The 25,716-nt window shown below is 56.4% G+C and carries 20 protein-coding genes; 8 read left to right on the top strand and 12 right to left on the bottom strand.

All coding sequences use genetic code 11. From position 1 onward, the window contains the following. Positions 1-17: 17 nt before the first annotated feature. The 3 genes from MME58_RS21620 to MME58_RS21610 all read left to right on the top strand — a co-directional run bounded on the left by MME58_RS21620 (position 18) and on the right by MME58_RS21610 (position 3,839). On the top strand, positions 18-1,532 hold the full coding sequence (locus MME58_RS21620) for an ABC transporter substrate-binding protein (protein ID WP_055006692.1): 1,515 nt from the start codon (positions 18-20) through the stop codon (positions 1,530-1,532). A 156-nt stretch (positions 1,533-1,688) separates the two neighbouring features. Next, positions 1,689-2,867, top strand: a complete 1,179-nt coding sequence (gene nhaA / locus MME58_RS21615) for a Na+/H+ antiporter NhaA (RefSeq protein WP_055006693.1) — start codon at positions 1,689-1,691, stop codon at positions 2,865-2,867. 90 nt (positions 2,868-2,957) lie between these two features. Then, the gene (locus MME58_RS21610) at positions 2,958-3,839 is read left to right on the top strand and encodes a hypothetical protein (RefSeq protein WP_054988579.1); all 882 of its coding nucleotides are present in this window, start codon (positions 2,958-2,960) and stop codon (positions 3,837-3,839) included. 173 nt (positions 3,840-4,012) lie between these two features. On the opposite strand, the gene katG is transcribed toward MME58_RS21610, so the two are convergent. Further along, positions 4,013-6,283, bottom strand: coding sequence for a catalase/peroxidase HPI (katG, locus tag MME58_RS21605; protein ID WP_054988580.1), 2,271 nt, complete (start codon positions 6,281-6,283; stop codon positions 4,013-4,015). A 390-nt stretch (positions 6,284-6,673) separates the two neighbouring features. Here katG and MME58_RS21600 point away from each other — a divergent pair, with 390 nt between their 5' ends. Further along, positions 6,674-7,108 carry a GNAT family N-acetyltransferase gene (locus MME58_RS21600; RefSeq protein ID WP_054988582.1) on the top strand — a complete coding sequence of 145 codons (435 nt, stop codon included), beginning with the start codon at positions 6,674-6,676 and terminating at the stop codon, positions 7,106-7,108. Between the two features lie 14 nt (positions 7,109-7,122). Here MME58_RS21600 and MME58_RS21595 read toward each other — a convergent pair whose 3' ends face one another. Further along, a complete protein-coding gene (locus MME58_RS21595) occupies positions 7,123-8,202 on the bottom strand; it encodes a GGDEF domain-containing protein (RefSeq protein ID WP_054988583.1) in 1,080 nt (359 codons plus the stop codon). A 330-nt stretch (positions 8,203-8,532) separates the two neighbouring features. Here MME58_RS21595 and MME58_RS21590 point away from each other — a divergent pair, with 330 nt between their 5' ends. The 3 genes from MME58_RS21590 to MME58_RS21580 all read left to right on the top strand — a co-directional run bounded on the left by MME58_RS21590 (position 8,533) and on the right by MME58_RS21580 (position 12,042). Then, positions 8,533-9,525: a helix-turn-helix domain-containing protein gene (locus MME58_RS21590; protein WP_055006694.1), complete on the top strand. Its 993-nt coding sequence runs from the start codon at positions 8,533-8,535 to the stop codon at positions 9,523-9,525. Positions 9,526-9,593: 68 nt separating this feature from the next. After that, complete coding sequence (locus MME58_RS21585) at positions 9,594-10,526, top strand: SphA family protein (RefSeq protein WP_055006695.1); 933 nt, start codon at positions 9,594-9,596, stop codon at positions 10,524-10,526. Between the two features lie 61 nt (positions 10,527-10,587). Continuing rightward, positions 10,588-12,042: an amidase gene (locus MME58_RS21580; protein ID WP_055006696.1), complete on the top strand. Its 1,455-nt coding sequence runs from the start codon at positions 10,588-10,590 to the stop codon at positions 12,040-12,042. 108 nt (positions 12,043-12,150) lie between these two features. Here the strand turns inward: MME58_RS21580 and MME58_RS21575 are convergent, their stop codons facing one another. The 9 genes from MME58_RS21575 to MME58_RS21535 form a co-directional block, all read right to left on the bottom strand. Continuing rightward, positions 12,151-13,050, bottom strand: a complete 900-nt coding sequence (locus tag MME58_RS21575; protein ID WP_055006697.1) for a DMT family transporter — start codon at positions 13,048-13,050, stop codon at positions 12,151-12,153. Between the two features lie 46 nt (positions 13,051-13,096). After that, entirely contained in the window at positions 13,097-14,014 is a 918-nt protein-coding gene (gene gntB / locus MME58_RS21570) for a guanitoxin biosynthesis L-arginine gamma (S) hydroxylase (protein ID WP_055006698.1), read from the bottom strand. A gap of 668 nt (positions 14,015-14,682) precedes the next feature. Beyond that, positions 14,683-15,492 (bottom strand): isocitrate lyase/PEP mutase family protein, encoded by an 810-nt coding sequence (locus MME58_RS21565; protein WP_054988755.1) that lies wholly within the window; start codon positions 15,490-15,492, stop codon positions 14,683-14,685. A gap of 73 nt (positions 15,493-15,565) precedes the next feature. Then, positions 15,566-16,021 carry an Lrp/AsnC family transcriptional regulator gene (locus MME58_RS21560; protein ID WP_259641624.1) on the bottom strand — a complete coding sequence of 152 codons (456 nt, stop codon included), beginning with the start codon at positions 16,019-16,021 and terminating at the stop codon, positions 15,566-15,568. 311 nt (positions 16,022-16,332) lie between these two features. Next, the gene (locus MME58_RS21555) at positions 16,333-16,809 is read right to left on the bottom strand and encodes a hypothetical protein (RefSeq protein WP_233590935.1); all 477 of its coding nucleotides are present in this window, start codon (positions 16,807-16,809) and stop codon (positions 16,333-16,335) included. Positions 16,810-16,817: 8 nt separating this feature from the next. After that, positions 16,818-20,165, bottom strand: coding sequence for a non-ribosomal peptide synthetase (locus tag MME58_RS21550; protein WP_267898491.1), 3,348 nt, complete (start codon positions 20,163-20,165; stop codon positions 16,818-16,820). 99 nt (positions 20,166-20,264) lie between these two features. Next, positions 20,265-21,986 (bottom strand): fatty acyl-AMP ligase, encoded by a 1,722-nt coding sequence (locus tag MME58_RS21545; RefSeq protein WP_055006700.1) that lies wholly within the window; start codon positions 21,984-21,986, stop codon positions 20,265-20,267. Positions 21,987-22,048: 62 nt separating this feature from the next. Then, a complete protein-coding gene (locus tag MME58_RS21540) occupies positions 22,049-22,588 on the bottom strand; it encodes a fatty acid desaturase (RefSeq protein WP_233590934.1) in 540 nt (179 codons plus the stop codon). Positions 22,589-22,681: 93 nt separating this feature from the next. Beyond that, the gene (locus tag MME58_RS21535) at positions 22,682-22,999 is read right to left on the bottom strand and encodes a hypothetical protein (RefSeq protein WP_233590933.1); all 318 of its coding nucleotides are present in this window, start codon (positions 22,997-22,999) and stop codon (positions 22,682-22,684) included. A gap of 219 nt (positions 23,000-23,218) precedes the next feature. On the opposite strand from MME58_RS21535, the gene MME58_RS21530 reads away from it, so the two are divergent. Then, positions 23,219-24,381 (top strand): IS3 family transposase gene (locus MME58_RS21530; RefSeq protein ID WP_210071841.1). Its coding sequence is split into 2 segments (ribosomal slippage): positions 23,219-23,474 and positions 23,474-24,381, totalling 1,164 coding nucleotides; the frame shifts between segments, so codons are not numbered across the junction. Between the two features lie 111 nt (positions 24,382-24,492). On the opposite strand, the gene MME58_RS21525 is transcribed toward MME58_RS21530, so the two are convergent. Next, complete coding sequence (locus tag MME58_RS21525) at positions 24,493-25,128, bottom strand: hypothetical protein (protein WP_055006620.1); 636 nt, start codon at positions 25,126-25,128, stop codon at positions 24,493-24,495. Positions 25,129-25,716 lie beyond the last annotated feature (588 nt).

Genomic DNA, 25,716 nt, shown 5'->3' with positions numbered 1-25,716 from the left:
GCAAGGAGTTCATGTGTATGAAAGCTCGACCAATGAAAATGCTGACCGTCGCCATGCTGGCGGCCTGTTCCCTGGCAGCGGGTGTGGCGGAAGCTGCGGGCGTGCTGACCATCGGCCGTCGTGAGGACGGCACCACCTTCGACCCGATCAAAAGTGCGCAGAACATCGACAACTGGGTATTTTCCAACGTCTACGATGTGCTGATCCGGGTTGACGACAAAGGCACGAAACTGGTCCCAGGGCTGGCAGAAAGCTGGTCGATCTCGCCCGACGGGCTGACCTATACACTCAAGATGCGCCCGGCCAGATTCTCCGATGGCTCGGACCTGACCGCCAGCGACGCCGTATTCAGCCTGCTGCGAATCCGTGACGACAAGGGCTCGCTATGGAGCGATTCCTACAAGATTATCGACAAGGCTGTCGCGACAGATCCGCATACGCTGGTCATCACGCTGAAGAATCCTTCGGCTTCATTCCTCTCGCAACTGGCACTGCCCAACGTTTCGATTCTCTCCGAGAAGGCCATGAAGAGCATGGGCGAAGAGGCATATGCCGAGCAGCCTGTGGGCTCCGGCGCGTTCACGGTAAAGGAATGGCGGCGCGGTGACCGGGTGATTCTGGCAAAGAACCCCAACTTCTGGGAGGCTCCGAGCGTGAACCTGGATGGCGTTGAGTGGATTTCGGTGCCGGACGACAATACTCGCACGCTCATGGTCCAGAAAGGCGAGCTGGACGCAGCCATTCTCGTGCCGTTCTCGCGAATCGAAAATCTGCAGAAGGACCCCAACCTCGTGGTCCATCTCGACCCCTCGACCCGTGAGGATCACCTGCTGATCAACCACGAGCACGGCGCATTGGCCAAACCTGAAGTGCGTCAGGCACTGGACATGGCCATCGACAAGAAATCGCTGGTCGAGGCCGCGACCTTCGGGCTGGGCACCGTGGCCAACTCCTACATTCCCAAGGGTGCGCTGTACCACTACGCCGACAACCTGCAGCGCCCGTATGATCCGGTCAAAGCCAGACAGATGCTGGCTGACGCCGGTGCCTCCGACCTGAAACTCGACTACATCGTCAACGCGGGCAATGAGGTCGACGAGCAAATCGCCGTCATGCTGCAACAGCAACTGGCCAAGGTCGGCGTCACCACAACGCTGCAGAAAGTCGACCCGAGCCAGAGCTGGGACATGTTGATCGCCGGTGACTACGACATCTCCGTGATGTACTGGACCAACGACATCCTCGACCCGGACCAGAAAACCACCTTTGTGCTCGGCCATGACACTAACAATAACTACATGACCCGTTACAAGAACGACAAGGTCAAGGCGCTGGTGGCCGCTGCACGGGTCGAAATGGACCCCAAAAAGCGTGAGCAGATGTACATCGACCTGCAGAAAATGGCCAAAGCGGACGTCAACTGGATCGACCTCTATTACAGCCCGTACATCAGTGTTTCGCGCAAGAACATCGAACACTTCGGTCAGAACCCATTGGGTCGCTTTACGCTGGAGGAGACGGTCAAGAAGTGACCTGAACGGGGCGCCTGCCTCACCGGCAGGCGTTCCCTCGCCAGCCTTTTCGCGCTTTGCAGACGTTAATTTGTATCCTCAGGTTTACCTGGCCTTTGACGGGCCTCGTGGGTGTTAAGGTTGCGGCCTTTTTTGCGCTGTACCCGCGGAGCCATCATGCACACACCCAATCCCCGTAGCGAATCCCCGAACGCGCTGGCGTTCATCACGCGTTTTTTCGCGGCTGAATCCGCTGGCGGGCTGGTGCTGATGGCGGCTGCGCTGGCTGCCTTGATCGTGGCTAACTCGCCGTTGGCCGACAGCTACTTTGCGGCGCTGCACGCGGTGTTCGCCGGGTTGTCGGTTGCACACTGGATCAACGACGGCCTGATGGCGATTTTCTTCATGCTGGTCGGGCTTGAAATCAAACGCGAAGTACTGGCCGGCCAGCTTGCGTCCTGGAGCCAAAGGGCCTTGCCGGGCTTTGCGGCTCTCGGCGGCATGGTGGTGCCGGCGTTGATCTATGTGGCTTTCAATCGGGACCAGCCAGAGACCATCGGCGGCTGGGCCATTCCTGCAGCCACGGACATCGCATTCGCCCTGGGCGTGCTGTCATTGCTGGGCAAGCGCGTGCCACTGTCGCTGAAGATCTTCCTGTCCGCACTGGCCATTCTCGATGACCTCGGCGCGGTGCTGATCATCGCGCTTTTCTATACCAGCGACTTGTCCGTTCCCATGTTGCTGGCCGCACTGGCTTCCGTTGCCGTGCTCGTCGCGCTCAATCGTCTGGGCGTGAAAAAGCTGCTGCCTTACCTCGTCGTCGGCGCGCTGTTGTGGTTCTTCATGCTCCAGTCCGGCATCCACGCCACCCTCGCGGGCGTCGCGCTGGCGCTGTGCATCCCGTTGGGCAAACCCGAGGAGGAGGCTCGCTCGCCACTGCTGCATCTGGAAGAGAAACTGCACCCGTGGGTCGCGTTCGTCGTCGTGCCGGTCTTCGGGTTTGCCAATGCCGGCGTCTCGTTGTCGGGCATTACCGCAGACACACTCATGGACCCGGTTCCGCTGGGTGTTGCACTGGGGCTGCTGGTCGGTAAGCAGGTGGGCATATTCGCCATGGCTGCACTGGCCATCCGCGCAGGGTTCGCCCGATTGCCCGAAGGCAGTAACTGGGGCCAGCTTTATGGTGTTGCAGCACTGTGCGGTATTGGTTTCACCATGAGCCTGTTCATTGGCGCACTGGCCTTTCCGGGTGCGCCGGAGCTGGTGGACGAGGTCAAGGTGGGCGTACTGATCGGGTCGGTGTTGTCGGCTTTGCTGGGGGTTGTGCTGTTGCGCAGGTTTGCGCAGCGGGAGTGAGCCGCATGCCGTCAGCAGGAAAGCAGCCTGTTGTTCAATGCAGGCCATGTGGTGTAAAAAGGCCGCCCGAAAAATAAGGGATTGAGCGCCGTGGCGTCACTGGATGAAAAGAAACTCGAGATCGAGCTGAAAAAACTTCAGCTCGAACAACGAAAACTGGACCTCGACGAACAGAGAACTTCTCTGGCATCCAAAGGCTACCGCATTGACCTGGTCGCCAAGCTGGCCATTCCTGCCGCTGTACTGGTGCTGGCGGCAGCCACGTATTACACAAACACCAACAACAATGATGCTCGAATGGCCTTTGATACGAGCCGTCAGAAAATGGAATTCATGCAAAAGCAGGAAGACCTCTTCATGAAGCGGAGCGATGCCGAGCGGAATCAAGAAGAAAACAAAGCGCGCTTCATCCAGAATAATCTGGAGCTTATTACCGATCATGCTCCGGAGGCTGAGCAAAAATTCACGCTGCTCGCAAAGGCCGTGCTGCCCGGAAAGGATGTCGAAGACGTTCTTGAAAAGGCGAGGGCCATCAGGGTCGGTAGTACCAGCAGCGAAATCGAGGCCGACAAGGCATCGCCTTTGAAAGCCGCCATCGAGTACATTGCCACCGGCAAGAAATTCGTCAAGGCTGGAAATTTCGAACAGGCACTGGTCAACTTTCAAATGGCCAACCTGCTGAATACGTCCAATCCCCTGGCCTGGAACTATCAAGCCTATGCGCAGATGCGGACAGATCGTAACGACGATGCGTTGAAAAGCATTAGCACCGCCATTAATTTAAAACCCACGGATGCTGGCGCGCAGAAAACAATCATGATCAATGCAACCAAGATACTGTGCTCTCTCGGCAGAACAGACGATGCGCTGTCGTATATAAACAAGAGCATTGCGCTTGCGCCCAGGCTGGTGGACGATCTTCGCAAGGATGAGGAGTTTAAAAATCGCTGCGGTTTTGTATTGCCGGGCTGACCGTTGTAGGGGGAGCCCCTATGTTAGCCTGCGCTCGTTATGCGGCAGCGATTTGATCACCCCTGTCAGACCTTTGAAGTGTCCATCTCACACTGTGTGCCTTATCCATAATCACCACGTAAAAGAACGCCTCCGCAAGGGAGGCGTTCTTTCAACTCAATGCATCAGACACATCACGCGAGGTCGAAGCGGTCCAGGTTCATCACTTTGGTCCATACGGCCACGAAGTCTTTGACGAACTTCTCGTTTGCGTCCGAACTGCCATACACCTCGGAAATGGCGCGCAGTTGAGCATGTGAGCCAAAGACCAGATCGACACGGGTGCCGGTCCATTTGACTGCACCGGTCTTGCGGTCACGGGCCTCGAAGGTATCAGTGCCACCCGCGGTCGCTTTCCACTCCACGCCCATGTCCAGCAGGTTCTTGAAGAAGTCGTTGGTCAGGGTGCCTGGCTGATCAGTGAACACGCCATGCTTGCTCTGTCCGACGTTGATATTCAAGACCCGCAGGCCGCCCAACAGTACCGTCATTTCCGGTGCTGTCAGGGTCAGCAGTTGCGCCTTGTCGACCAGCAACGATTCCGCCGAGACCTTGTAATGCCCCTTCTGATAGTTGCGGAAACCATCGGCGATTGGCTCGAGGAAGCTGAACGACTCAACATCGGTCTGCTCTTGAGACGCATCGGCGCGGCCCGGTGCGAACGGAACGCTGACGTGCTGGCCTGCATTTTTTGCAGCCTGCTCGACACCCGCGTTACCGGCCAGGACGATCAGATCGGCGATTGAAACCTTCTTGCCATTCGACTGAGCTGTGTTGAACTCGCTCTGAATGCCCTCGAGGGTCTTCAGCACGCCCGCCAGTTGCTCAGGCTGGTTGACCGCCCAATCCTTCTGCGGAGCCAGACGCAGACGGCCGCCGTTGGCACCACCGCGCTTGTCCGAGCCACGGAAGGTAGAGGCTGCCGCCCAAGCGGTCGACACCAGCTGCGAGACCGAAAGGCCGGAAGCGAGAATCTTGCCTTTGAGCGCGGCAACGTCCTGATCATCCACCAACGCATGATCAACGCTGGGGATCGGGTCCTGCCACAGCAACTCTTCGGTCGGTGTTTCCGGGCCGAGGTAGCGGGCGAGCGGACCCATGTCGCGGTGGGTCAGCTTGAACCAGGCGCGGGCGAACGCGTCGGCCAGTTGATCAGGGTTGTTCAGGAAGCGACGGGAGATCTGCTCGTAAGCTGGATCGAAGCGCAGCGCCAGGTCAGAGGTCAGCATGCTGGGTGCGTGACGTTTTGACGGATCGTGGGCATCCGGAATCTTGCCCGCGCCAGCGCCGTTCTTCGGCGTCCACTGATGCGCGCCTGCCGGGCTCTTGGTCAGTTCCCATTCGAAGCCAAAGAGGTTTTCGAGGTACTCGTTGCTCCATTTGGTTGGAGTCGAAGTCCAGGTCACTTCCAGGCCGCTGGTGATGGTGTCGCCACCCTTGCCGCTGCCGAATTTGTTTCTCCAGCCAAGACCCTGCTCTTCGAGGCCGGCTGCTTCAGGCTCCGGACCAACGTTGTCGGCAGGGCCGGCACCGTGGGTCTTGCCGAAGGCGTGACCACCGGCGATCAGCGCCACGGTCTCTTCGTCATTCATCGCCATACGACCGAAGGTTTCACGGATATCCCTTGCCGAAGCAACCGGATCCGGCACACCTTCAGGGCCTTCAGGGTTCACGTAGATCAAGCCCATCTGCACGGCGGCAAGCGGGTTTTCCAGATTGCGTTCGCCGTTCGCAGTGCGGCTTTCTTCGTTGGCATGGTTCTCCGGCTCGGCCACCAGCGTGCCGTCGCCCGGTTGCTGCATCTTCTTCTGTGCGCCATAGCGTTCTTCACCACCCAGCCAGGTGGTCTCGGAACCCCAGTACACGTCTTCTTCTGGTTCCCAGACATCCGCGCGACCACCGGAGAAACCGAAAGTCTTGAAGCCCATGGATTCGAGCGCGACGTTACCGGTCAGCACGATCAGGTCAGCCCAGGAAATCTTGCGGCCGTACTTCTGTTTGATCGGCCAGATCAGGCGACGTGCCTTGTCCAGGCTGACGTTGTCAGGCCAACTGTTGAGCGGCGCAAAACGTTGCTGACCGGCACCTGCACCGCCACGACCATCGCCTGTGCGGTAGGTACCGGCGCTGTGCCAGGCCATACGAATGAACAGCGGGCCATAGTGGCCGAAGTCTGCCGGCCACCAGTCCTGGGACTGGGTCATGACGTTGCGCAGATCCTGTTTGACCGCTTCGATGTCAAGGCTCTTGAATTCCTTGGCATAGTCGAAACTCTCGCCCATCGGGTCGGAGAGTGAGGAATGCTGATGCAGAATCTTCAGATTCAGCTGCTTGGGCCACCAGTCACGGTTGGTGGTGCCGCCGCCAGCAGCATGGTTGAAGGGGCATTTCGATTCAGTTGACATGTTTGATACACCTTTTTGTCATTTGCATCCGGCCATCCAGTCCACGCGTGGGACCTAAGACAGTGATGACGGAACTCAATAGCACGGGGTTCATACCGGCTCCTCGATCAACGATCAGGCCAGCTCTACCGATACGTTGCACAGCGATCATCAGATTGCTGCGATACCAGCCCATAACGTGCGCAATGAACTTGAGCTCATTCTTATCTCCTTATCAGGGTAAACCGTGCGGCCTTCGCCGACGCCTATTCAGATTAGCCTTCTTCAGGAAGATTTCTAATAGAAAGAACATTGCGGCGTGATAGGCAGACTCTGGCGGCGCTGTCATCAAGGCACCATGGTGCTCTGTTAACCTGTTCGGCTATCGCAATAACGGGGCGGGCTCAGCCAATGATTACAATCCGCAGCATGACGCTGGCTGACTATGAGCCGGTTGTCGAACTGATGCGCAACACACCGGGCATTTCAATCCGCGATGCAGACTCCCGCGAATCGACCGTGCGCTACCTCGAACGCAACCCCGGCTTAAGTTTTGTCGCTGAGGCGGACGGCGTTATCTACGGCTGCGTGATGTGTGGGCATGATGGCCGCCGTGGTTATCTGCAACATTTGATTGTGTCGCCTGAATACCGGCGACAGGGCATTGCTCGGGCGTTGGTCGAGCGATGCCTTGAATGTCTGGAGGGACTGGGAATTTACAAGTGCCATCTGGATGTATTGAAGGGTAATGAGGCGGCCGGGCAATACTGGCGAGGGCAGGGGTGGACATTACGCGAGGATATTGATCGTTATTCGAAAGTGCGGCGCGGAGGGGAAAATGCCTGAGAGAAAAACAAGCGCTATGCAGGCGTGGGCGTATTGACTGACGGTTGATTCTGATGTGCAGCAGTTAGCGCGGTTGCGGAAATTATCCGGCCTTCGAAGGCAATGCATTTTCTACCGTTGCGTTTGGCGTGATACAGGTTCTCATCGGCTTCTTTGAAAAGATCATTGATGTTTTCTGCGTGTTTCAGGCTGGCAATGCCGCCACTGAATGAGTAAGGCACGTCAGCGGTTTCATCGTGCTGAGCACGCATCAGTAAATGATCCAGTGCGTCTATCGCGTCTGCGGCGGTCGCCGCTGACAACAGTACGCCAAACTCCTCCCCGCCCAGGCGACCGAAGCTGTTCAGGCCCGGTGTGCTTTTTATGAGTGCCGCGAAACTTACAAGGACATTGTCGCCTGCATCGTGACCGTGAGTGTCGTTAATGTTTTTGAAGTTATCCAGATCAAGCATGGCGAACCACAGCGAGGGCTTGTCAGCTGACGCCAGTGCTTTATTCACGTTGGCGACCAGTGCGCGGCGGTTTGGCGCGTGCGTCAGTGTGTCGGTCTCGGACAGCTCCTGATAGCGGTCCCTGGCCGACATGGTCTGCATGACCAGGCTCAGGAACGTTGCATTCAGGCAGCCTCCCAACAAGGTTGAACTGATGAGAAACACATAGAACAAAGACGCATGGTTAACGCCGACCGCCGTCAGGTCCATTTGCCACATGATCAGCCAGATCAGAGCAGCCGCGACCATGTAATCAATAAACTTGACGAAGAATACGCTCATTCCTGTAATAAGCAGTGAGGTGACAACCAGCCCCCACATCGACGCTTCCACGCCCATGCGTTCGATCTGTACCTTGAACAGAAAGGTCAGGGATGTCATGTAAAGGATGCCGAACAGGCGCCACGTCGTCATGCTTCTGCTGTTGGAGGTGACAATTATCGACAGCGTCGCGCCGGCCAGTGCGCAATAGATAAATATATCCAGGGAGCGCTCAATGGAGGGATTGAGGCACCAGCTGATAACCCAACTGAGAATGCCGATCAGTTGAGACAGCTTCAACGGTAAGAAAATAGAGTTTTTCAGGTTTCTTATTTGTGGCATGTGCTGTTTTCCCTATTGATGCCAATCAACGCGTAATCGACGGCACACGCCTTGGTCGAGAGGGGTGATGATGGTGTATTGTCATTATATGTGATCTGTAATGAAGTGCGACGTCCGCCCGTCCCATGAGCGATTATCCTGGCTGTTGTAATGCCCGAGGCACTTCCAGGAAAAGCGCAGAGAGGGCAAACAGCCAGGCTGGAAGTCCTGCTGACGCCTTCAACGAGGATTAGCCGTTTTCGGCACAAATCCGTCGAAGTGCTTTTCATCGGAATGAAACTTGCGTTCACTTGACCTCGTGACCTTGAAACGTATCAAAGGGCAAGGCCGATGAATAACAGCAATCTGGCGATAAACGCTGCTTCGAACAAGACCGTACCAACGCCTCATCTGCAGCGCTTTCAAACCCGCGACATCGACGAGCACGGGCGCAACCTGGGCGGATGGCAGGTTCGTTACGATCAACTGACGCCCGGCAGCTTTGAGGGCGAACTGACGGAGTTTCGGTCCGACTGGTTGCAGCTGGTCCGCGACCGCTCTAATCAGGCCTTGAACAAGAGTGGCGTAGCCTGGAAAGGGGCGATTGTTTTTGCGTTGCCCTTGAGTGCTAACGGTCCAGCTTTCTGCGCAGGGCATGTGCTTCCGGCGTCCAGCATGATAGTCGCGCACGGCGACAACCTTCCGGAGTTGAGCACGCCGCCGCAGCTGGATGCACTGGGGGTGATTATTGAAGAGGGTGCTTTGGCTAACGCGCTGGAGCGTCAGGGCAGTCGTTTTGAAATTACCGATCTTCTCAAGTGTTACCGTTTGACCGATCCGACGGTCCGAACGAGGTTCGCTGCGCTGTTCGATAATCTGTTGAATGGTGAACAAGCGTGCCTGCAGAAGCTCGAGTACGCTTCGATCCGGCAGGGCATTCGCGATGCCGTGATGTTGCAGGTGCTCGAGCTGGTGACGCCTGACCAGGTGCCGCCTCTCAATCCCACGGCGCGCAAGAGGATGGTAGACCGGGCTCGTGATTACACCTTGGCGCATCTGGACGAGCCGTTGTCGATTCTGGATGTGTGCAACCACATCGGCACCAGCCGCCGCAAACTCCAATACTGCTTTCAAGAGACGCTGGGCATCAACCCTGTGGCGTTTCTGCGTACGTTGCGCCTCAACGCAGCGAGGCGCGAGTTGCGCGAAAGCCCCCGGACCGAGCTCGTGCAGACAATCGCTGCGCGCTGGGGCTTCTGGCACCTGAGCCGTTTTCCCAGTGACTACCGGACACTGTTCGGGGAAACACCGTCGCAGACGGTGCAGCGTACGCATCTTTGCTGAAAACGGATAACGGCAACACGCATGACTGAATAGCATGGCCCCACCACCTTCGTGGTCAGGGGCATGCGATGAGTCATAACAATAATTCCAATATCAAACGCTTCACCTTCTTGACGCTCGGCCTGATGAGCCTTGGTGCCACGGTTCAGGCCACTGAAAACGGCGCACCTACGACATCCTTCGGTGTTTACGATTTCGGTGCTGGCATACTGCCCGCGTCGACACCCGTGGGTACGCTGGGCGTGCGCGTGGCGTTCTATTCGGCCAACGTGCAGAAAGACCGGCATGGTCGATCGATGGGCAACAATTTTTCGCTGGACGTTCTGTCCATCGGCGTTGCGTACTTTCGCATGACCGATTACAGACTGCTGGGCGCACGCTATGGCTACAGCGTGGCAGTACCTTTCTTCCAGATGGATACCTCTGTCCGGGTCCAGACCCCCGGCGGCCCGCTGGACCTGCAGGCGGATCCGTTCAGGATGGCCGACATTTCAGTGACGCCGCTCATACTGCAATGGGATCTTTCTCCCAGCCTGTTCGTGAACGCACGGATGCAGATTCAGGCACCGACCGGTGACTACGACAAGAATCGTCTGATCTCGCCGGGAGTAAATCACTGGACGTTGTCTCCCACCGTCAACACGACCTACATCACCGACAGCGGTTTCGAAGTGTCCAGCAGCTTTCAGACTGACATCAACACCCGCAATCCCGCGACCGACTACAAGAGCGGCGTCGAATACCGACACGAGTTTGCCGTGGGCCAGCATGCAGGCCCGTTCACGCTGGGGCTGGGCGGGTTCTACTACCGGCAGCTCTCCGATGACGATGCGCCTGCGCTGGAAACGGGTAACCGCTCCCGGGTCATCGCAGCCGGTCCCGCGATCAGCTACTTCACGCCCGGCATGCCGGCGGCGTGGTTTCACCTCTACAAGGAGTTCGGCGCGCGTAACCGTCCGCAGGGTTACACCGTAGCATTACGCGTAGGCCACAGTTTCTAGAGCGATTGCCAGATTGGCGATCCTGTTTTCAGCCCGGATTCAGACCATCAGGAACCTTCGCATGACAGACATTCAGACGTTGTTGAACGAGGAAGACGCTACCGGCCTGGCCGAACGGGTCAGGCGCGGCGAGGTCCAGCCGATCGATTTGCTGGAGGCGGTAATTCTGCGCATCGAGCACGTCGAACCGCAGCTCAATGCCGTCGCCGAACGACTGTATGAATCGGCGCGCAGCGCTGCGCTGGACGCCGTAAAAAGCCAGGGCGTTTTCGCTGGCGTACCCATGTTGATCAAGGACCTGTTTACACCGGTCAATAGCGCGGTGATGAGCAACGGCTCTCTGGCCATGGGCGAGTTCCGTGCCACTTTCGACAGCGAAGTGGTCAGTCGCCTGAGACGTGCCGGTTGTGTCATTGCCGGGACGACCACCGCACCGGAATTCGGTACGTCCTATTCCACAGAGTCCACACGCTTCGGCGCGACCCGTAACCCCTGGAGCCTCGAGAATAGCGCCGGTGGTTCAAGTGGCGGAGCTGCTGCACTTGTGGCTGCACGGGTGGTGCCCTTCGCTCACGGCAACGACGGCGGTGGTTCGTTGAGGGTGCCTGCATCCTGCTGCGGCGTCTTCGGTTTCAAGCCCAGCCGCGGACTGATGCCTTCAGGGCCGATGGTAGGCGAGGGCTGGGCAGGGCTGAGCACCTCGCACGCCATCACCATGACCGTACGCGATAGCGCTGCCCTGCTGGACGCCACGGCGGGCATGGACCTTGGCGCACCTTACGCAGGGCCTGTTCAAAGCCTGTCTTATGCCAGCGCCGTTCAGCGTGACCCAGGAGCCCTGCGCATCGCGTTGATCGAGCAATCAGGTACTTGGCCAGCCTCTGTCGAAAGCCTGGCCGCCGTGCGTGAAGCCGCGCAGTTGTGCGAATCACTCGGGCACCGGGTCCAACCGGTCAGCCTGCCAGTGGCGTTGCCAGAATTCCTCGACCATGTCTTCACCATCATCGGCGCCAACACCCGCAACCACGTCGATATGCTCGGCCGCATGCGCGGCTTTGACGTGCAGGACGCCGAACTGGAAGCGCGCACACGCATCATCCTGCGCGACAAAGGCAGCGTCAGCGGCGCGCAATACACCGCCGCCGTCGAATGGATACACGCCCTAGGCCGCCAACTGGCGACGTTCATGCAGGATTACGACGTGATTCTTTCGCCCGTGCTGACACGCGAGCCGGCGCGCATCGGTGAGCTTGTAGTGCCGGACATGAGCCTGAGCCTTGAGGACATGATCGAGCGGTCGCATCGGTATTCACCGTTTGCAGCGTTGTTTAACGCGAGTGGGCAACCGGCGATGTCGGTGCCGCTCTCTTGGAGTACGGCGGGGCTGCCGATGGGGGCGCATTTTGCTGGGCGGTTTGGGGAAGAGCACGTGCTGCTGGCGCTGGCAGGACAGCTGGAGCGGGCACGACCTTGGCGGGGGCGGGTGCCCTCTATTTCAGGGAAGCACCTTGGCTAAACAGGCAGATTCTATGCGGTATAGCAAAGCCCCGTCACTGACGGAGCCTCACGCATAAAGTCGGGTACTGGAATCAGCGTGCTCGCAACTGCCAGGCCACTGCCTGCCTTAATGAGTCGCCTGCGTCGGCGATTTGCGACCCAGGCGTATCAGTTCGTTGGAGAAACACAAACCAACGATGATCAGGGCCGCTCCCAGGTAAACGCTTTCGCGCGGTACTTCGTTGAGGGCTACAAATGCCAGCAGTGCCGCAAATAGCGGTTCGGTGAGTTCAAGCGCTTGCACTTGGGATGGCTTGAGGTATTCGATGGCCTTGGTCGTGCAGAAAAAGCCGAGGATGGTCGGCAGCGCAGCCAGCGCCAGCAGTGCGGCAATAGTCATTGATGACAGCTCGCCTATCACGAAGCCATCGGCGGCGGCAGGCATCAGCAGGTACAGGCTGCCGAAGAAGAGCAGTTGACGAGTGAAATGCAGGCCTCCTGAAACGCCCATTTTTTTCATGGCAACTGAAAACGCTCCGTAGCCACAGCCTGCGATGGAGGCCAGCGCTGCGCCTTCCAGAGTGAAACCCTGTTGCAAATCAGCGCCGAAGATCACTGCAATCCCTGAGATGGCCAGTGTGGCGCCCACGGTTGCGTTTGCAGTGATGGCATCCTTCAGTAACAGACGTCCCAGAATGATCGACGAGATTGAGGCACTGGCCATAAGCACGACGACAACACCCGCTGCAGCGTAATATCGGTAGGCGGAAGTTTCAAAATGGAACAGCACGAAAATGCCAAGGAACGCGCAGATCGCTGCCTGGCTCCATTTGGCTGCTGATGTCGGACGCTTGAGGAAAAGCAGCACGATCGAGAGCAGGATGCACCCCAGTATCGTTTTGATGACGGCAACGCTGCTGGAAGTGAAGCCATTGCTCATGAGTACCTTGCTGAGCACACCAATGGTTGCGTTCAGTGCGGCGGCGGAGAGCGCAAAGATAATGCCTTTGCTGAAATTAGAGTGCATTGATGACGTTCCCTGTCGCTGGTTTGTCGTTCGAGAGGATGTTGGCCTACATTGACGGGGCGAAATTCGAGGATGTGAAGATCCCGCCAAAGCCCGCATTCACTGCCGCATAAGCTGGATCGCCCAGCAATATGCGGTGCGCTTTCTTGAGTTTCCAGTACGGAATGGCAGGAAAGAGATGGTGAATCAAATGAAAGTTCTCTCCGTGCATGGCCGTGAAAAAATGTTCGACGGGATGGCTGAAGCGGTTGCGGGTGGCCTGCAGATCCACGTTGGCCTTGGCGATCATCGGGTAATGTTCGGCGAGTTCGATGAACCAGGTCAAGGCCTGAAAAGTTGTCAAATACGGCAGCAACCAATAAAGCAGGTAGCCCTTGACGCCTGACACGAGCGTCAAAAGCAGTGCGAGCAGACTTTGGCACACGACCACTGAAAGCAGTTCCCGCTTGCTGGGACTGCGAATCAGCCGATTGACCAGCAGATACTTCAGGCTTGCCGGTGCGCTGATGAACAGCATCGGCTTTATCAGATGCGCGAGGGCGAACCTGAACGTCGATCGAGCTTCAAATACCCCGGATTGCCGATAATACTGATAGTCGGGATCGCGGTCCGGATCACCGAGTTTATGGTGGTGATCCACAGTATGAGAGCGTTTGTAGCTGACCCATCCCTGAAAGATCACATACCCGGAACACCAGGTGCCGAGAAATTTCTCCAGCCTTCTGTTGCGACATAGCGCACCGTGGGCGGCTTCGTGGAGTAGCGTGGCCAGCGCCCGCTGTCGTGAGCCGATCAGCAGGATTGCCAGTGGCAACAGCCAGGGCGCGGACTCGCCCAAGTAAATTGCCAAGCTGATCCAGAACAGATTCTGTAATAGCGCGAAGAGGCCGTGATAGTTGTCGTACATGTACAACGCTTTGATCTGTTCCTTGATCTCTTTCGAGAATCGGTGTCTGAGTAACATCGACAGTCCTGTTGATAATATTAAACATGGCAGTGTGCATTACATGCGGACATCCCGCACTCATACAAAATGAGTGAATGGCCGAAGGCGCGAACAGCCTCTCTTGTTCAGGACCGGACTTGGGCGCTGAGCGTTTTCTATTAATTATAAGTAACGAATAGCTCGCCAGCCCGACGGCAATCAGAGCACACCCTTGACACACAGGTGTACACACCAGGGCTTCTGGTCAGGCCTTGAACCCGCATCGCTGTCAAACAGAGTGCCGATTGCCGCAGGTACAGAGAAAGGGGTGCGATTGTCTCGGTCAATCAAGACTTTTTTGATACCTGTCCACTTAAGTCCTTTTATTGAAGCTTCATCCTTAAAAGCGAGGCAAGGCGATTGGAAGGAGTCAAACCATCGTGTGGCAGTCAACATCATCAGCAGGGGGCTTACTGATGTGTTGTTACACCTAGCGTAATGACGTCAATTCCGAGCTTTGTTTTGCTTTATCTAATAACGCGCCAAGGTTACCCGTAACAATATTCGAACGCAACTCGAACTCCATCATCTGTACATTTAATACATGGCATCGCTTTACCGAGAGAGCCGGGCCACAAGGCTCCGGCGCGTACTTGATGCCTTTGTGTCAGCGCAATGTGAGACCCAAAACGGGTCTCATGCGAATATCACACTGCCTTCAATGCCATCAGAGCATTCAATTCGCCATACGTATGGGCTTTCAGGGTGTGGGTATCCAGTTGGCCGTTGTCCAGAAAACTGCGGATCAATCCGCCCATGGCACCGAACAGGAATTCCGCAATGCTGGAGCCTGCGCTGAGTCGTCTGACACCCAGGCGTTTGAGTTCGTCGGGAGACGGCAGACCGTCTCTGGAAAGCAGGTTGACCGGCAGTTGAGTGTTTTGACAGAGGGTCGCAATTTCATTGGAATCCACCACGCCTGCTGCAAACAGGCCATCTGCGCCAGCACCGGCATACAGTGCTGCCCGCTTCAGAAGTTCTTCCAGGCGTTGTTCCGGGGCGAAAAGATTCTTCAAATAGACATCGCAACGCACGTTGATGAACAGATCGACTCCAGCCTGTTGCGCCATCTGTCTTGCGACATCGATTTTTCGAACCAGTAGCTCTGGAGCGCCAAGGCCATCTTCGATGTTGATGCCTACCGCCCCGGCGCCGACAACGGCGTTGATCACTTGGCCAACCTTCTCGAGTTCATCCGAATAACCGCTCTCGATATCCACGGTGAGTGGCACATTGAGTACGCGCACCATCGATTGGATGGTTGTGCTCAGCAGCTCCAGAGGAAGCTTGTTGCCATCCTGATAGCCATGAGACCAAGCCATGGCCGCGCTGCTGGTGGCCACCGCTTTGCCGCCCAGATGTTCCACCATGCGCGCCCCGCCGGCGTCGGCCACATTCGCCAGGACCAGCAGTCCATTTTGATGCAGGCTGTGAAAAGCGTGATCCAGTGTGGTCATAACGTATCAACTCCTTCGACGATGACAGGCAAAATGATGGAAGGTGTGGTTAATTCATCCGTACAGAAAATCTTCAGAGATACGCGGACAGTGGGACCCGTTTCGAGTCATACACTTCGCGCAAGGTGATCGATGTTTTTATTTGTGTGATGCATGGAATCTTTCGCAGGGTCTTTTCAATGAAGACGGTATATAAGGCGATGCTTTTGCAAACAATCTTCACGAGGAAATCATAATCCCCTGTCACATTGTAAAGCGCCACTACTTCGGGGCACAGGATGATTTTTTCTTCCAGTTTTCGAGTAACTTCTTCCGTGTGTAAGTCCACGGATAGATGCACGAAGGCAATGACCTCAAACCCCAGCGCTTCTTTGTTCAACATGGCTTGATAGCCTTCAATGAACCCTTCGTCTTCAAGGCGTTTGAGACGGCGCCAACACGGTGTCTCACTCATGGAAAGAGCTTCCGCAAGTTTTGAGGTGGTGGTAAGGCAATTAGCCTGCATGATGCTCAGGATTTTTAGATCTATTGCATCAAGTGCCGTAGAGTTTTTTTCAAAAACAGAATCCTTTCTGGAAGACAGCGTCAGTTACAGCTTGAGTTCGCGCATAGATACCATTTATTCCAAGGTGATGCAAATTTTTCAGCTACCGTACAGGCCATCATCCGGATCAAGAAAAATGTCGCTTATCTGCTACATGGTGCCGATCATACAATCGTTAATACCTGTGGCGATAAGGTACGACGCTAAGCAATTTCTCCGTTGCAGGTATACCGTGCAGGCAATGCCGAGGGGACCCTTGCGCTCTCGGCGACAGTATCGATACGTGTCGGTTTCTGTCAGGCCTGGGTGCTGTGGACGCTAATGTTTTCAGACCTGACTGCAACACCCTTGCGATTCGCGGATCGGACGAGAAGGGGAGTTGCGACACCGGCCAGGGCGAAGACAACAGCAAGGCCTATCCAGCCGGTTGAACCTGCCTCGACGACAGCGATGGGCAGGATCCCCGGAAAAATCACGGTCATGAGGTTGGCTCCCAAGGCATAGATGCTCAGGTAATAAGCGCGATTTTCGGCTGGAGACAAATAGTACGAGGTACCCCACGCACCCGCGCATTGCCAAAGCTCTCCAAACGTCATGACCACACAGGCGAACAGCAGGATACCTGCGACCAGGTAGGAGGGTTGTTCCGCCGTGGTGAAGGCAACCAATGCGCACGAAAGAGCCAGTGTTATCCCCGCGTACAAGTGTTTGCGGGCGGCAAAAAGCACCTCATTGCCACGCTTGCTGAACGACAGTTGCAGGGTAATCGCCATGATGCCGTTTATGACGATTCGAATAGCCGCTTCAGCGGCAGGCTGACCGAAAAGGTCTGCTGGACGCTGGCGAGAATCTGGGTTGCCAGCAGGGAGTGCCCGCCCAGTTCGAAGAAGCTGTCGTTGATGCCAACGCGGGGGACCTTCAGCGTCTCTTGCCAAAGGCTGACCAGGCTTTTTTCGGTTGCGGTGGTCGGCACCAGATAATCCCGGGCGAGCGACCGGGCAATTGGCTCGTGGGGCGGTAGCGCCTGTCGATCGATCTTTCCGTTGGCGCTCAGTGGCAACGCGGCAAGAACAACGTAAAAGCTCGGCTGCATATAGTCGGGCAGTATTTTTCCGAGCTGTTTACGCAGTTGCGCAGCGTCCGGCTCGCTGACACTGGATGCAATGTAGGCCACAAGGTATTGGCCACCAAACGCATCGTCCTTGGGGACAACTACGGCTTCACGCACCGTCGGGCACTGCAGCAAGGCATTCTCGATCTCGCCCAGTTCGATGCGGAAACCACGGATCTTGATCTGATGATCGATACGCCCCAGGTATTGAATATCACCTGATGGCAGATAACGGCCACGATCTCCGGTGAGGTACATCCGGCCACCGTGGTTGTCGTTCGGGTCCGGAATAAAACGTTCTGCGGTCAGATCGGGACGCCCGAAGTAGCCTCGGGCCAACTGCACCCCGGCGATATAAAGATCGCCGATGACCCCGATAGCGGCTGGCTGCAGAGTCTCGTCCAGAATGTACAAACGGGTGTTGGCCACTGGGCGGCCAATCGGTACGAGGGGATGGCGATAACCGGGTTGGCATTCCCAATAAGAGACGTCCACGGCCGCTTCGGTCGGTCCGTAGAGGTTGTGCAGACGCGTGTGCCGGTAGCGTTCCAGGAACTCGTTGGCCACCGCCACCGGGAGTGCTTCACCACTGCTGAATACGTGACGTAGTGAGTCGGCGGGTTGTGCTGGCCCGGTTTTGAGAAAGGCTTGCAACATTGAAGGCACGAAGTGCGCGGTTGTCACGCCCTGCTGGCCGATCAGGTTCCATAGATAGGACGGGTCTTTGTGCCCCTCGGGTTTGCAGATCACCAGCCGGGCGCCCTGGATCAGCGGCCAGAAGAACTCCCAGACCGAGACATCGAACGAGAAAGGCGTCTTTTGCAATACGCGGTCCTGGTTCGATAGGTCGTACTGCTCTTGCATCCATTGCAGCCGATTGACGACAGCGCCATGAGCGTTCATCACGCCTTTCGGGCGGCCTGTGGAACCTGAGGTATAAATACAGTAGGCCAAGCTATCGGTATCGCCGATTTTCAGGTTATGGGATGAGCATCCGGCGATCTCCTGCTCTTCGGTCTCCAGCCATAGAGTCGGTACTGAATGCTCTGGCAAACAGTCCCGCACGCTCTCTTGAGAGACCAGCACGTCAGGTTTGGAGTCATCGAGCATGTAGGCCAGACGCTCGGCGGGGTAGCCGGGATCAAGCGGCACGTAGGCGCCGCCTGCCTTGAGAATGGCCATTAGCGCGATGACCATCTGCGCGCTGCGTTCGATGCACAGAGCCACTCGTGAATCGAGCCCCACGCCATAGTCGAGCAGGCGGTGGGCCAACTGGTTGGCCCGTGTATTGAGTTGAGAGTAGCTCAGTTGCTCTGCCTCGAAGACCAGCGCGATAGCCTCGGGCGTGCGTTCGACCTGCTGCTCGAACAAGCCATGAAGCGTTTGCCCGAGCGGATAGTCCCGATCGGTGTCGTTCCACAGACTGGTAAGCTGTCGTCGCTCGTTCTCATGCAGCAGAGGCAGGGTGCTGACCGGCACCTGGGGCTGGCCAGTCGCACCGGTCAGCAGAACGAGGAAGTGATTCATCACGCGGTCGATGGTCGACGGTGCGTACAGTTCCTTGTTGTACTCAAACGCGATGGACAGGTTTCGTGGCGTTGAATGCACCTCCATTTTTAACTCGAACGCTGCGTGGTTCACAGTACTCGGGTGATGGCCAACCATGCTTATCCCACTGCTTCCATGCAGCCCTGGCCGCGGCGTGGGTTCGGCTATTTCGTTGTGGAAGTTCATCACGAATTGAGCGTAAGGCGTACCGCCGGTCTGTCTGGGTGGCGCCAGATGCTTGAGGATCAGCTCGAAAGGAATCTGCTGGTCATAGGCAGCTAGTAATTGCCGGGAGGTGGTTTTCAACAGGTTGCTGAACGCCTCGTCCCCGTTGATGTGACTGTGTAGAGGCACTACGTTGATGAAATTTCCGACCAACCCCTCGGTCCCTTCCGGGCGATTCGCCGACATCACGCCGATGCACAGATCTCTTTGTCCGGTCATGCGTTGCAACAGGACATTCATGGCAGTCACCATCACCATGAAGACTGTGGCGTTGTTCAGGCGGGCAAACGTTTCGAGTTGTCGCACCAATTCCTGCGGCACCTGAATCGTGCGCACATCGCCTTCCTGACGGGTGTTCTCATGGCGTGGAAAATCAGTCTGCAGATCCAGTGACGTCGGAGCATTGGCCAAGTACGCGCGCCAGAACGCCAGTCTCTCCTCAAGCCATGGGCCAGCGATGTGCTGCTGCTCCCACAGCGTGTAATCAGTGTAATCGAAGGGCAACGCAGGCAGCGCCGCAGGCTGGTCGTGCGCAAGCGCGTCATAGAGGGCCGAGAACTCATGTTGCAGCACATTGCTTGACCAGCCATCGCAACTGATGTGATGCAAGGTCAACAGCAGGACATGGCGCTGTGGGGAACTTTGCAACAGGCGGGCGCGAATCAGTGGGCCTTGTGCCAGATTGAACGGTTGATAAGCCTCTTGGCGAATAGCCTCGGCAATTGCGCAGGCCGCCTGGTCGCCCGATTGACTGAAGTCGACATGAGTTACCGGGACCTTAAGTACCGGCAGAATATGCTGCTGAAGCACACCGCCTTCGCGCTTGAACAGGGTTCTTAATGGCGTGTGGCGCATAACCAGCAGGTTCACGACCTGCTGGACGATTTTTGCGTCCAGCGGCCCGTCGATGGTCAGCGCCAGAGGCACCGAATAGAACGGGTTGTCGGGCTGGTACTGGTCGAGAAACCAGAAACGTTGCTGTGCATAGGACAGCGGTATAGGTACTTGGTGAGGCGCGCGGGCAATGGCTGGCAGAGATTGGCCAGATGGGGGCCGTGCGTTGGAGATTTCAGCTGCCAGTTGGTGGAGTGTCGGCGAATGGAAGAGCACACTGAGCGCCAGGTCGACATTGAAGCGCTTGCGAACCTCCATCATCATCTGTGTGGCCAGCAACGAATGGCCACCCAGCAAGAAGAAACTGTCAGTACTGGAAATATCCTGTCGATCCAGTGTCGTTTGCCAAATGGATAACAGCTGCGCCTCTATTTCTGTAAGGTGCGCGCTGCTCCGGGTGTCCGCCTGATGGCTTTCATCTTCCCGGCTCCATGACCATATCGGCTTCAGCTATGCAGTTTCGAACAGATCTCTGCAGCGAGCCCGCTGAATCTCGCCGCTGGAAGTTCTCGGGAGCGTACCCGTCTTGACCAGAAGCACTGCCGCCAGATCGAAGACTTCATGACGATCTGCCAGTTCGGCCCGCAGGCGGGGCATCACGCTGTCGAATTCAACATGTTGGCGTGACTCCAATTCCTGCACGACCACCAGTTGACTGACCTCGCCGTTCTCGATGGAGAAGGCCGCGCAGCCATTGGCGCGAAATGCCGGGTCGATGGCTTCGACCGTCATCTCGATGTCCTGAGGGTAAATATTTCGCCCACTAAAGATCATCACCTCCTTGAGGCGGCCAGTAATATAGAGATCGCCGTCATTGACGAAGCCCAAGTCCCCGGTACGGAACCAGCGGGTTTCATCGCCCTCTGCACGGGCATTGAAAACCTGGCTTTCAGCCTCTTGCCGCCAGTAACTGCGGGCGGTTGACGGACCGCTGATCCATATTTCACCCACCTGTTCCGCCGCGAGCCGTAACGCGTGCTGCGGATGGAAAATCCCGACCCGGTGATCGCCTGTGAGTTCAGTGCCCGTGGCCACCAACTCCACTGCGTCGGCGGCATGCCGTTCGGGCGTGACTTGGCCATTTTCCAGTGCACTTTTGCTGATAGTGCGCATACGCGGCAATTGCCCGATCGGGGTCTGCGTATTGGCCGTCACCAACAGTACGGACTCGGCCATGCCGTAAGCGGGAACCATGGCATGGGGTTTTAAACCACAGCCGGAAAACGCTTCTATAAACGACCTCAAAGTGCCCGGACGAATTCGCTCAGCCCCGTTGACCGCAATTTCCAGTGAACCAAGGTCAAGGCTTTGTTTTTGCTCTTCAGTGACGCGCTGGACGCAAAGCTGGAAGGCGAAGTTGGGGCCGCCGGTGATGCGTGCGCGGTAGTCTGAAATCAATTTCAACCAACGGTAGGGGCGCATGACAAATGCCGCAGGCGGGAACTGCACGCAATGGCTGGCCATGTAGACCGGAAGAATGATCGCACCGATCAGCCCGAAATCGTGATGGGGCGGCAGCCAGGAGACGAAGACATCCTGCTCGCGTACCCGGTAGGTCCGTTTTGACAGTTCCACATTGGCCAGCAGATTGGCGTGGCTGACCATCACCCCTTTGGGCGCTCCGGTCGACCCTGATGTGTACTGCAAAAATACGATGTCGCTCGCCACGGTCGGCGGGCATTGCCAGTCGGCGCTGGCATCCACGAGCAGGTTGCTGGACAGCCAGGTGATGTCCGTGAGCAGGTTGGGCGTGTTGTCGTCAGTGACTATGCGTTGCAGCCCAGTCAAAACCGCATCCATCGTCAAGGCAAGTGCCGGCTGTGAGTCCTGTGCAATCAGATGCAGGCGAGGCAACGTCTTGGCGTTGGCCGGCGACAGTGCTGGAACCGCAATAACGCCAGCGTAGATGCAGGCATAAAAGGCAATGGTGTATTCCATACACGGTGGGTACACCAGCAATACCCGATCGCCAGGTCGAGTGTGGAGTTGTAAGTGAGCCGCCAGGCTACGTGCTTTTTGATCCAGTTGAACATAGGTGAGACTATCACTGACTGACTCGCCGTCAGCCAGGTAAGTAAAGGCCAGACGCTCGGCATTGACTGAGTCATGCGTTGCTCGATACCGGACAACATCCAGAAAAGTGTTGAAATGGGGCGCAGTTGGTTTGTCCATTTGACGGCTCTAAAAAACGTGGTGATGTTGGCGGCAGTGCAACTTCTCTTCTCGGCAGTGTTTCAGGGTGATACGTCTGCCACGTTCTCCTTCCTCAATTGGCTTGCACGTTCTGGAAACATCAATGGCGAATTCAAGTAATGCGAATACGGCACGGTATGGCGGTCGCTGGGTAACTCTTTGGTGAGCTCCGGAAGTTTTAGCCAATGCAGGCCGGGCTTGTAGTGATGTTCCTGGTGATAGCCCAGATTGAACGTCAGCAGGTTGTAGAGCGTTGAGTAGCAACTCACCGAATCGCGCTTCGGGTCATTGGGGTCCGTTGCTCCCCAGTGTTGAAAGTAGTTCTCGCCTTGTCTCAGGGTATCGATGAGGTAGGTGACGGGAATGAAGTAAAAGAAGAAAAACTGCCAGTCAACCACGCACAGCGCGAGGCGAAACAGGAGCCATGCTGTCAGGTCGTATTTCGCCGCCTTCAGTTTTGCAGGTTCCAGCAGTTTCTTCAGCGCCCGGGCTGTCAGCGCAGGATCTTCCGGTGATGCCAGCACCGCCACGCGCTCGATGGGCCAGTATTTCAGCAGGACGAGCAAGGTGAGGTACTTCACGCCCAACGATTCGAAAATGAACAGGCCGAAGCTGATCAGTTGTTGGGCGATTGAACGCTTCAGTCCGAGAACGGCCAGGATTGATTTGTCATTTCATGACTGGTGCGTTGCGTGATGAATGCCGTGGCCGATGTTATAGGGCGTTTTGGGCGCTTCCGTCGCAGAAAAGCCCATTCGCGTCAGTGTATTCATCCACCGGATACGAAAGAACGGCGTGTGGTAATGGTTATGGTTGGCCCCGGCGTTTTGCAGGGACAAGGCAAACAGAACGGGGATCATGCCGAGCAGGGCGAGCAGCGACATGCTTTGATAGTAGTAGGCGAGTAAAGCGTACACGCTGATCTGAAAAGGAATTACCAGGCAGCATGCAATGTCCCAGCGGGAATACTTGAATACTTTGCTTTGAAGCATGTCCACTCCTTGTGTGACGTTCTTCAGCAGTGTGACACTCCTGCCAACTGACCGGATTAAGAGGAGGCGGTAGGTGCAATGGTATGTTTCAGCCCTGCACCGTTACGGTGGAGGTTGTCAGGCTTTTTATGGCTGTATCGACTAAGGCGGTTGTCTGTAGTGGTCTAATGAAACCGGACACCCATTTAGGCGAGAATGCTCGCCAGATAGAGGTGTCTGATGACCAAACAACGTCGTTCCTTTTCCGCTGAGTTCAAACGCGAGGCCGCAGGCCTCGTGCTCGATCAAGGCTATAGCCATATCGAAGCCAGCCGCTCGCTTGGTGTGGTTGAGTCCGCGTTGCGCCGCTGGGTTAATCAGCTTCAGCAGGAGCGCACCGGCGTTACTCCGCAGAGTAAAGCGCTGACGCCAGAGCAACAGAAAATCCAGGAATTGGAAGCTCGAATCGCTCGACTTGAGCGGGAGAAATCCATTTTAAAAAAGGCTACCGCGCTCTTGATGTCGGAAGAGCACGAGCGCACACGCTGATTGATCAGTTAAGTACCCAAGAGCCGGTCGATTGGCTTTGCGCAGTCTTTGATGTCACTCGTTCGTGTTACTACGCCCACCGCCTCAGGCGCCGAAATCCCGACGTTGAGCGGCTTCGGTTGCGCAGTCGGGTCAACGAACTTTTCACGCAAAGTCGAAGCGCTGCCGGTAGCCGCAGTATCGTGTCGATGATGCAGGAAGACGGCGAGCAGATCGGGCGGTTTAAGGTGCGAGGCCTGATGCGGGAACTGGCGCTAGTCAGCAAACAACCTGGATCACATGCCTACAAACAAGCGACGGTCGAGCGGCCTGACATTCCGAATATCTTGAATCGAGAGTTTGATGTTCCGGCACCCAACCAGGTCTGGTGTGGCGACATCACCTACATCTGGGCTCAAGGGAAATGGCATTACCTGGCAGTCGTTCTGGATCTCTACGCACGCCGGATTGTGGGCTGGGCGCTGTCAAACAAGCCGGATGCGGATCTGGTCATCAAGGTGTTGGACATGGCTTATGAGCAGCGTGGCAGGCCTCAAGGGCTAATGTTTCACTCGGATCAGGGCTCGCAATATGGCAGCCGTCAGTTTCGCCAACGGCTCTGGCGTTACCGCATGCGCCAAAGCATGAGCCGTCGTGGAAACTGTTGGGATAATGCGCCGATGGAGCGTGTGTTTCGCAGCTTGAAAACTGAGTGGATACCAACCGTGGGCTACATGACAGCTCAAGAAGCGCACCGCGACATCAGTCATTACCTGATGCATCGGTACAACTGGATTAGACCGCACCAATTCAACAACGGACTGGCCCCAGCTCAGGCCGAGAAAAAACTTAACGTCGTGTCCGGGATTAGTTGACCACTACAATTTTCAAAAAAGCCCTACCCTGGATGACGCCAGGGTGTTCAGGCTATTTCTGCTGATCTAAGGGTTTGACAACTGGCCGGTCACAGTCAGGTCAACTTCCGATCAGCTCTCTTCGATGATGTCGTCGTCGAGCTCCGGTTTGTTCAGCAGTCCGAGCTTATGTTGCCGCCAGATTTCATTTTGAATCTCATCTTCATTGAGCTCGCCATTCATCTCGGCGTCATACCTACGTTGCTCTGCTCGCATGTCCAGAACGTCCTGCTCTGTCATCACATGAATGATGAGCTCCGGTAGTTCGTCCGTCTCAAGTGCTTGTCCGAGCTTCTCAAGGGGAAGGGCTTTTCTTCCGACCTCCTGAGTTAAGCGGAGTGTCGTAGCGCATGCGGCAAGTGCCCGACAAGCGAGCGGCGCATTAGCACCGGTCGTATCCAGCGACTCTATGGCCTCTGTCAATCTCAAACGGATCAGGTCCAAAGCGGATAGCTCCCCTGCTGCCAGCGAAGCTGCAACAAGCTGGACGCTCTCTAAGCTAAATACTGAGTTGATGAGATCTTCCCGCGCTTTGGCGATTAGTGCTTGAGTCGTGGCACCTGCAACTGCGGGATGCTTTTTCAAAAGCCGCTGAGTTGTGCTCACGCTCATTTCCAACCTTGCGGCAATTACGGGCAGCGAATATCCCGCCTCCCTCAGAACGACCGCTTGAATGGCTTGCTCGGGAGTTTTCTTTGCGCCCGCCATTGCTCAGTCCTCCTCGATCATTGGAATCGTGGTCGGCCGTAGTGGCAAACCTGCGCATGCGAGTAGTTCATTCTCGAGACGATGCCAGTTGCTTAGAACGGTGACTCGCTGAAAACCTGAAAGATGGGCGATTTCACCCGGTTGAAAAGGGGCAAGGTCACAAAGGGAGCGGCTGCTGGCGCTGAGCGATTTTAGTGTCGCATCCAATATCGACTGTCTGATGCTACGGCGACGGGTGATGCCTGCTGCTGGCTGGCTCCTACACCGTCTCTTTGAAGCGATGCCGTTCGTTCGGCAGAGGTGATACGCAGAGTCCTTGGTCCAGAAATGACCATCAGGGCGGGGCGATACTTGATTCAAATATGTGGAGAGGCTGCTGTACGAGTTAAGTGGATTAGCTAAAAAATCACGTGCTTGGCTTTCTAGGCTGATTGGCATTTGCTTTATTCCGGGTGAGTTTGTGGGTACATCGGTTCATGACGTTTTCTCGCTGTTTGATGGTTTTGGTTAATGGGCTAGTGGAATCAGCCAGGCAGTAATTTACCGCCTTAGCATATCTCGCGTCTATAGATAAAACTTGACGTAGTC

Origin of the sequence: Pseudomonas syringae pv. tagetis, from assembly GCF_022557255.1 — a bacterium.
Taxonomy (GTDB): domain Bacteria; phylum Pseudomonadota; class Gammaproteobacteria; order Pseudomonadales; family Pseudomonadaceae; genus Aquipseudomonas; species Aquipseudomonas caricapapayae.
This window is presented reverse-complemented; position numbering and strand designations above follow the sequence as displayed.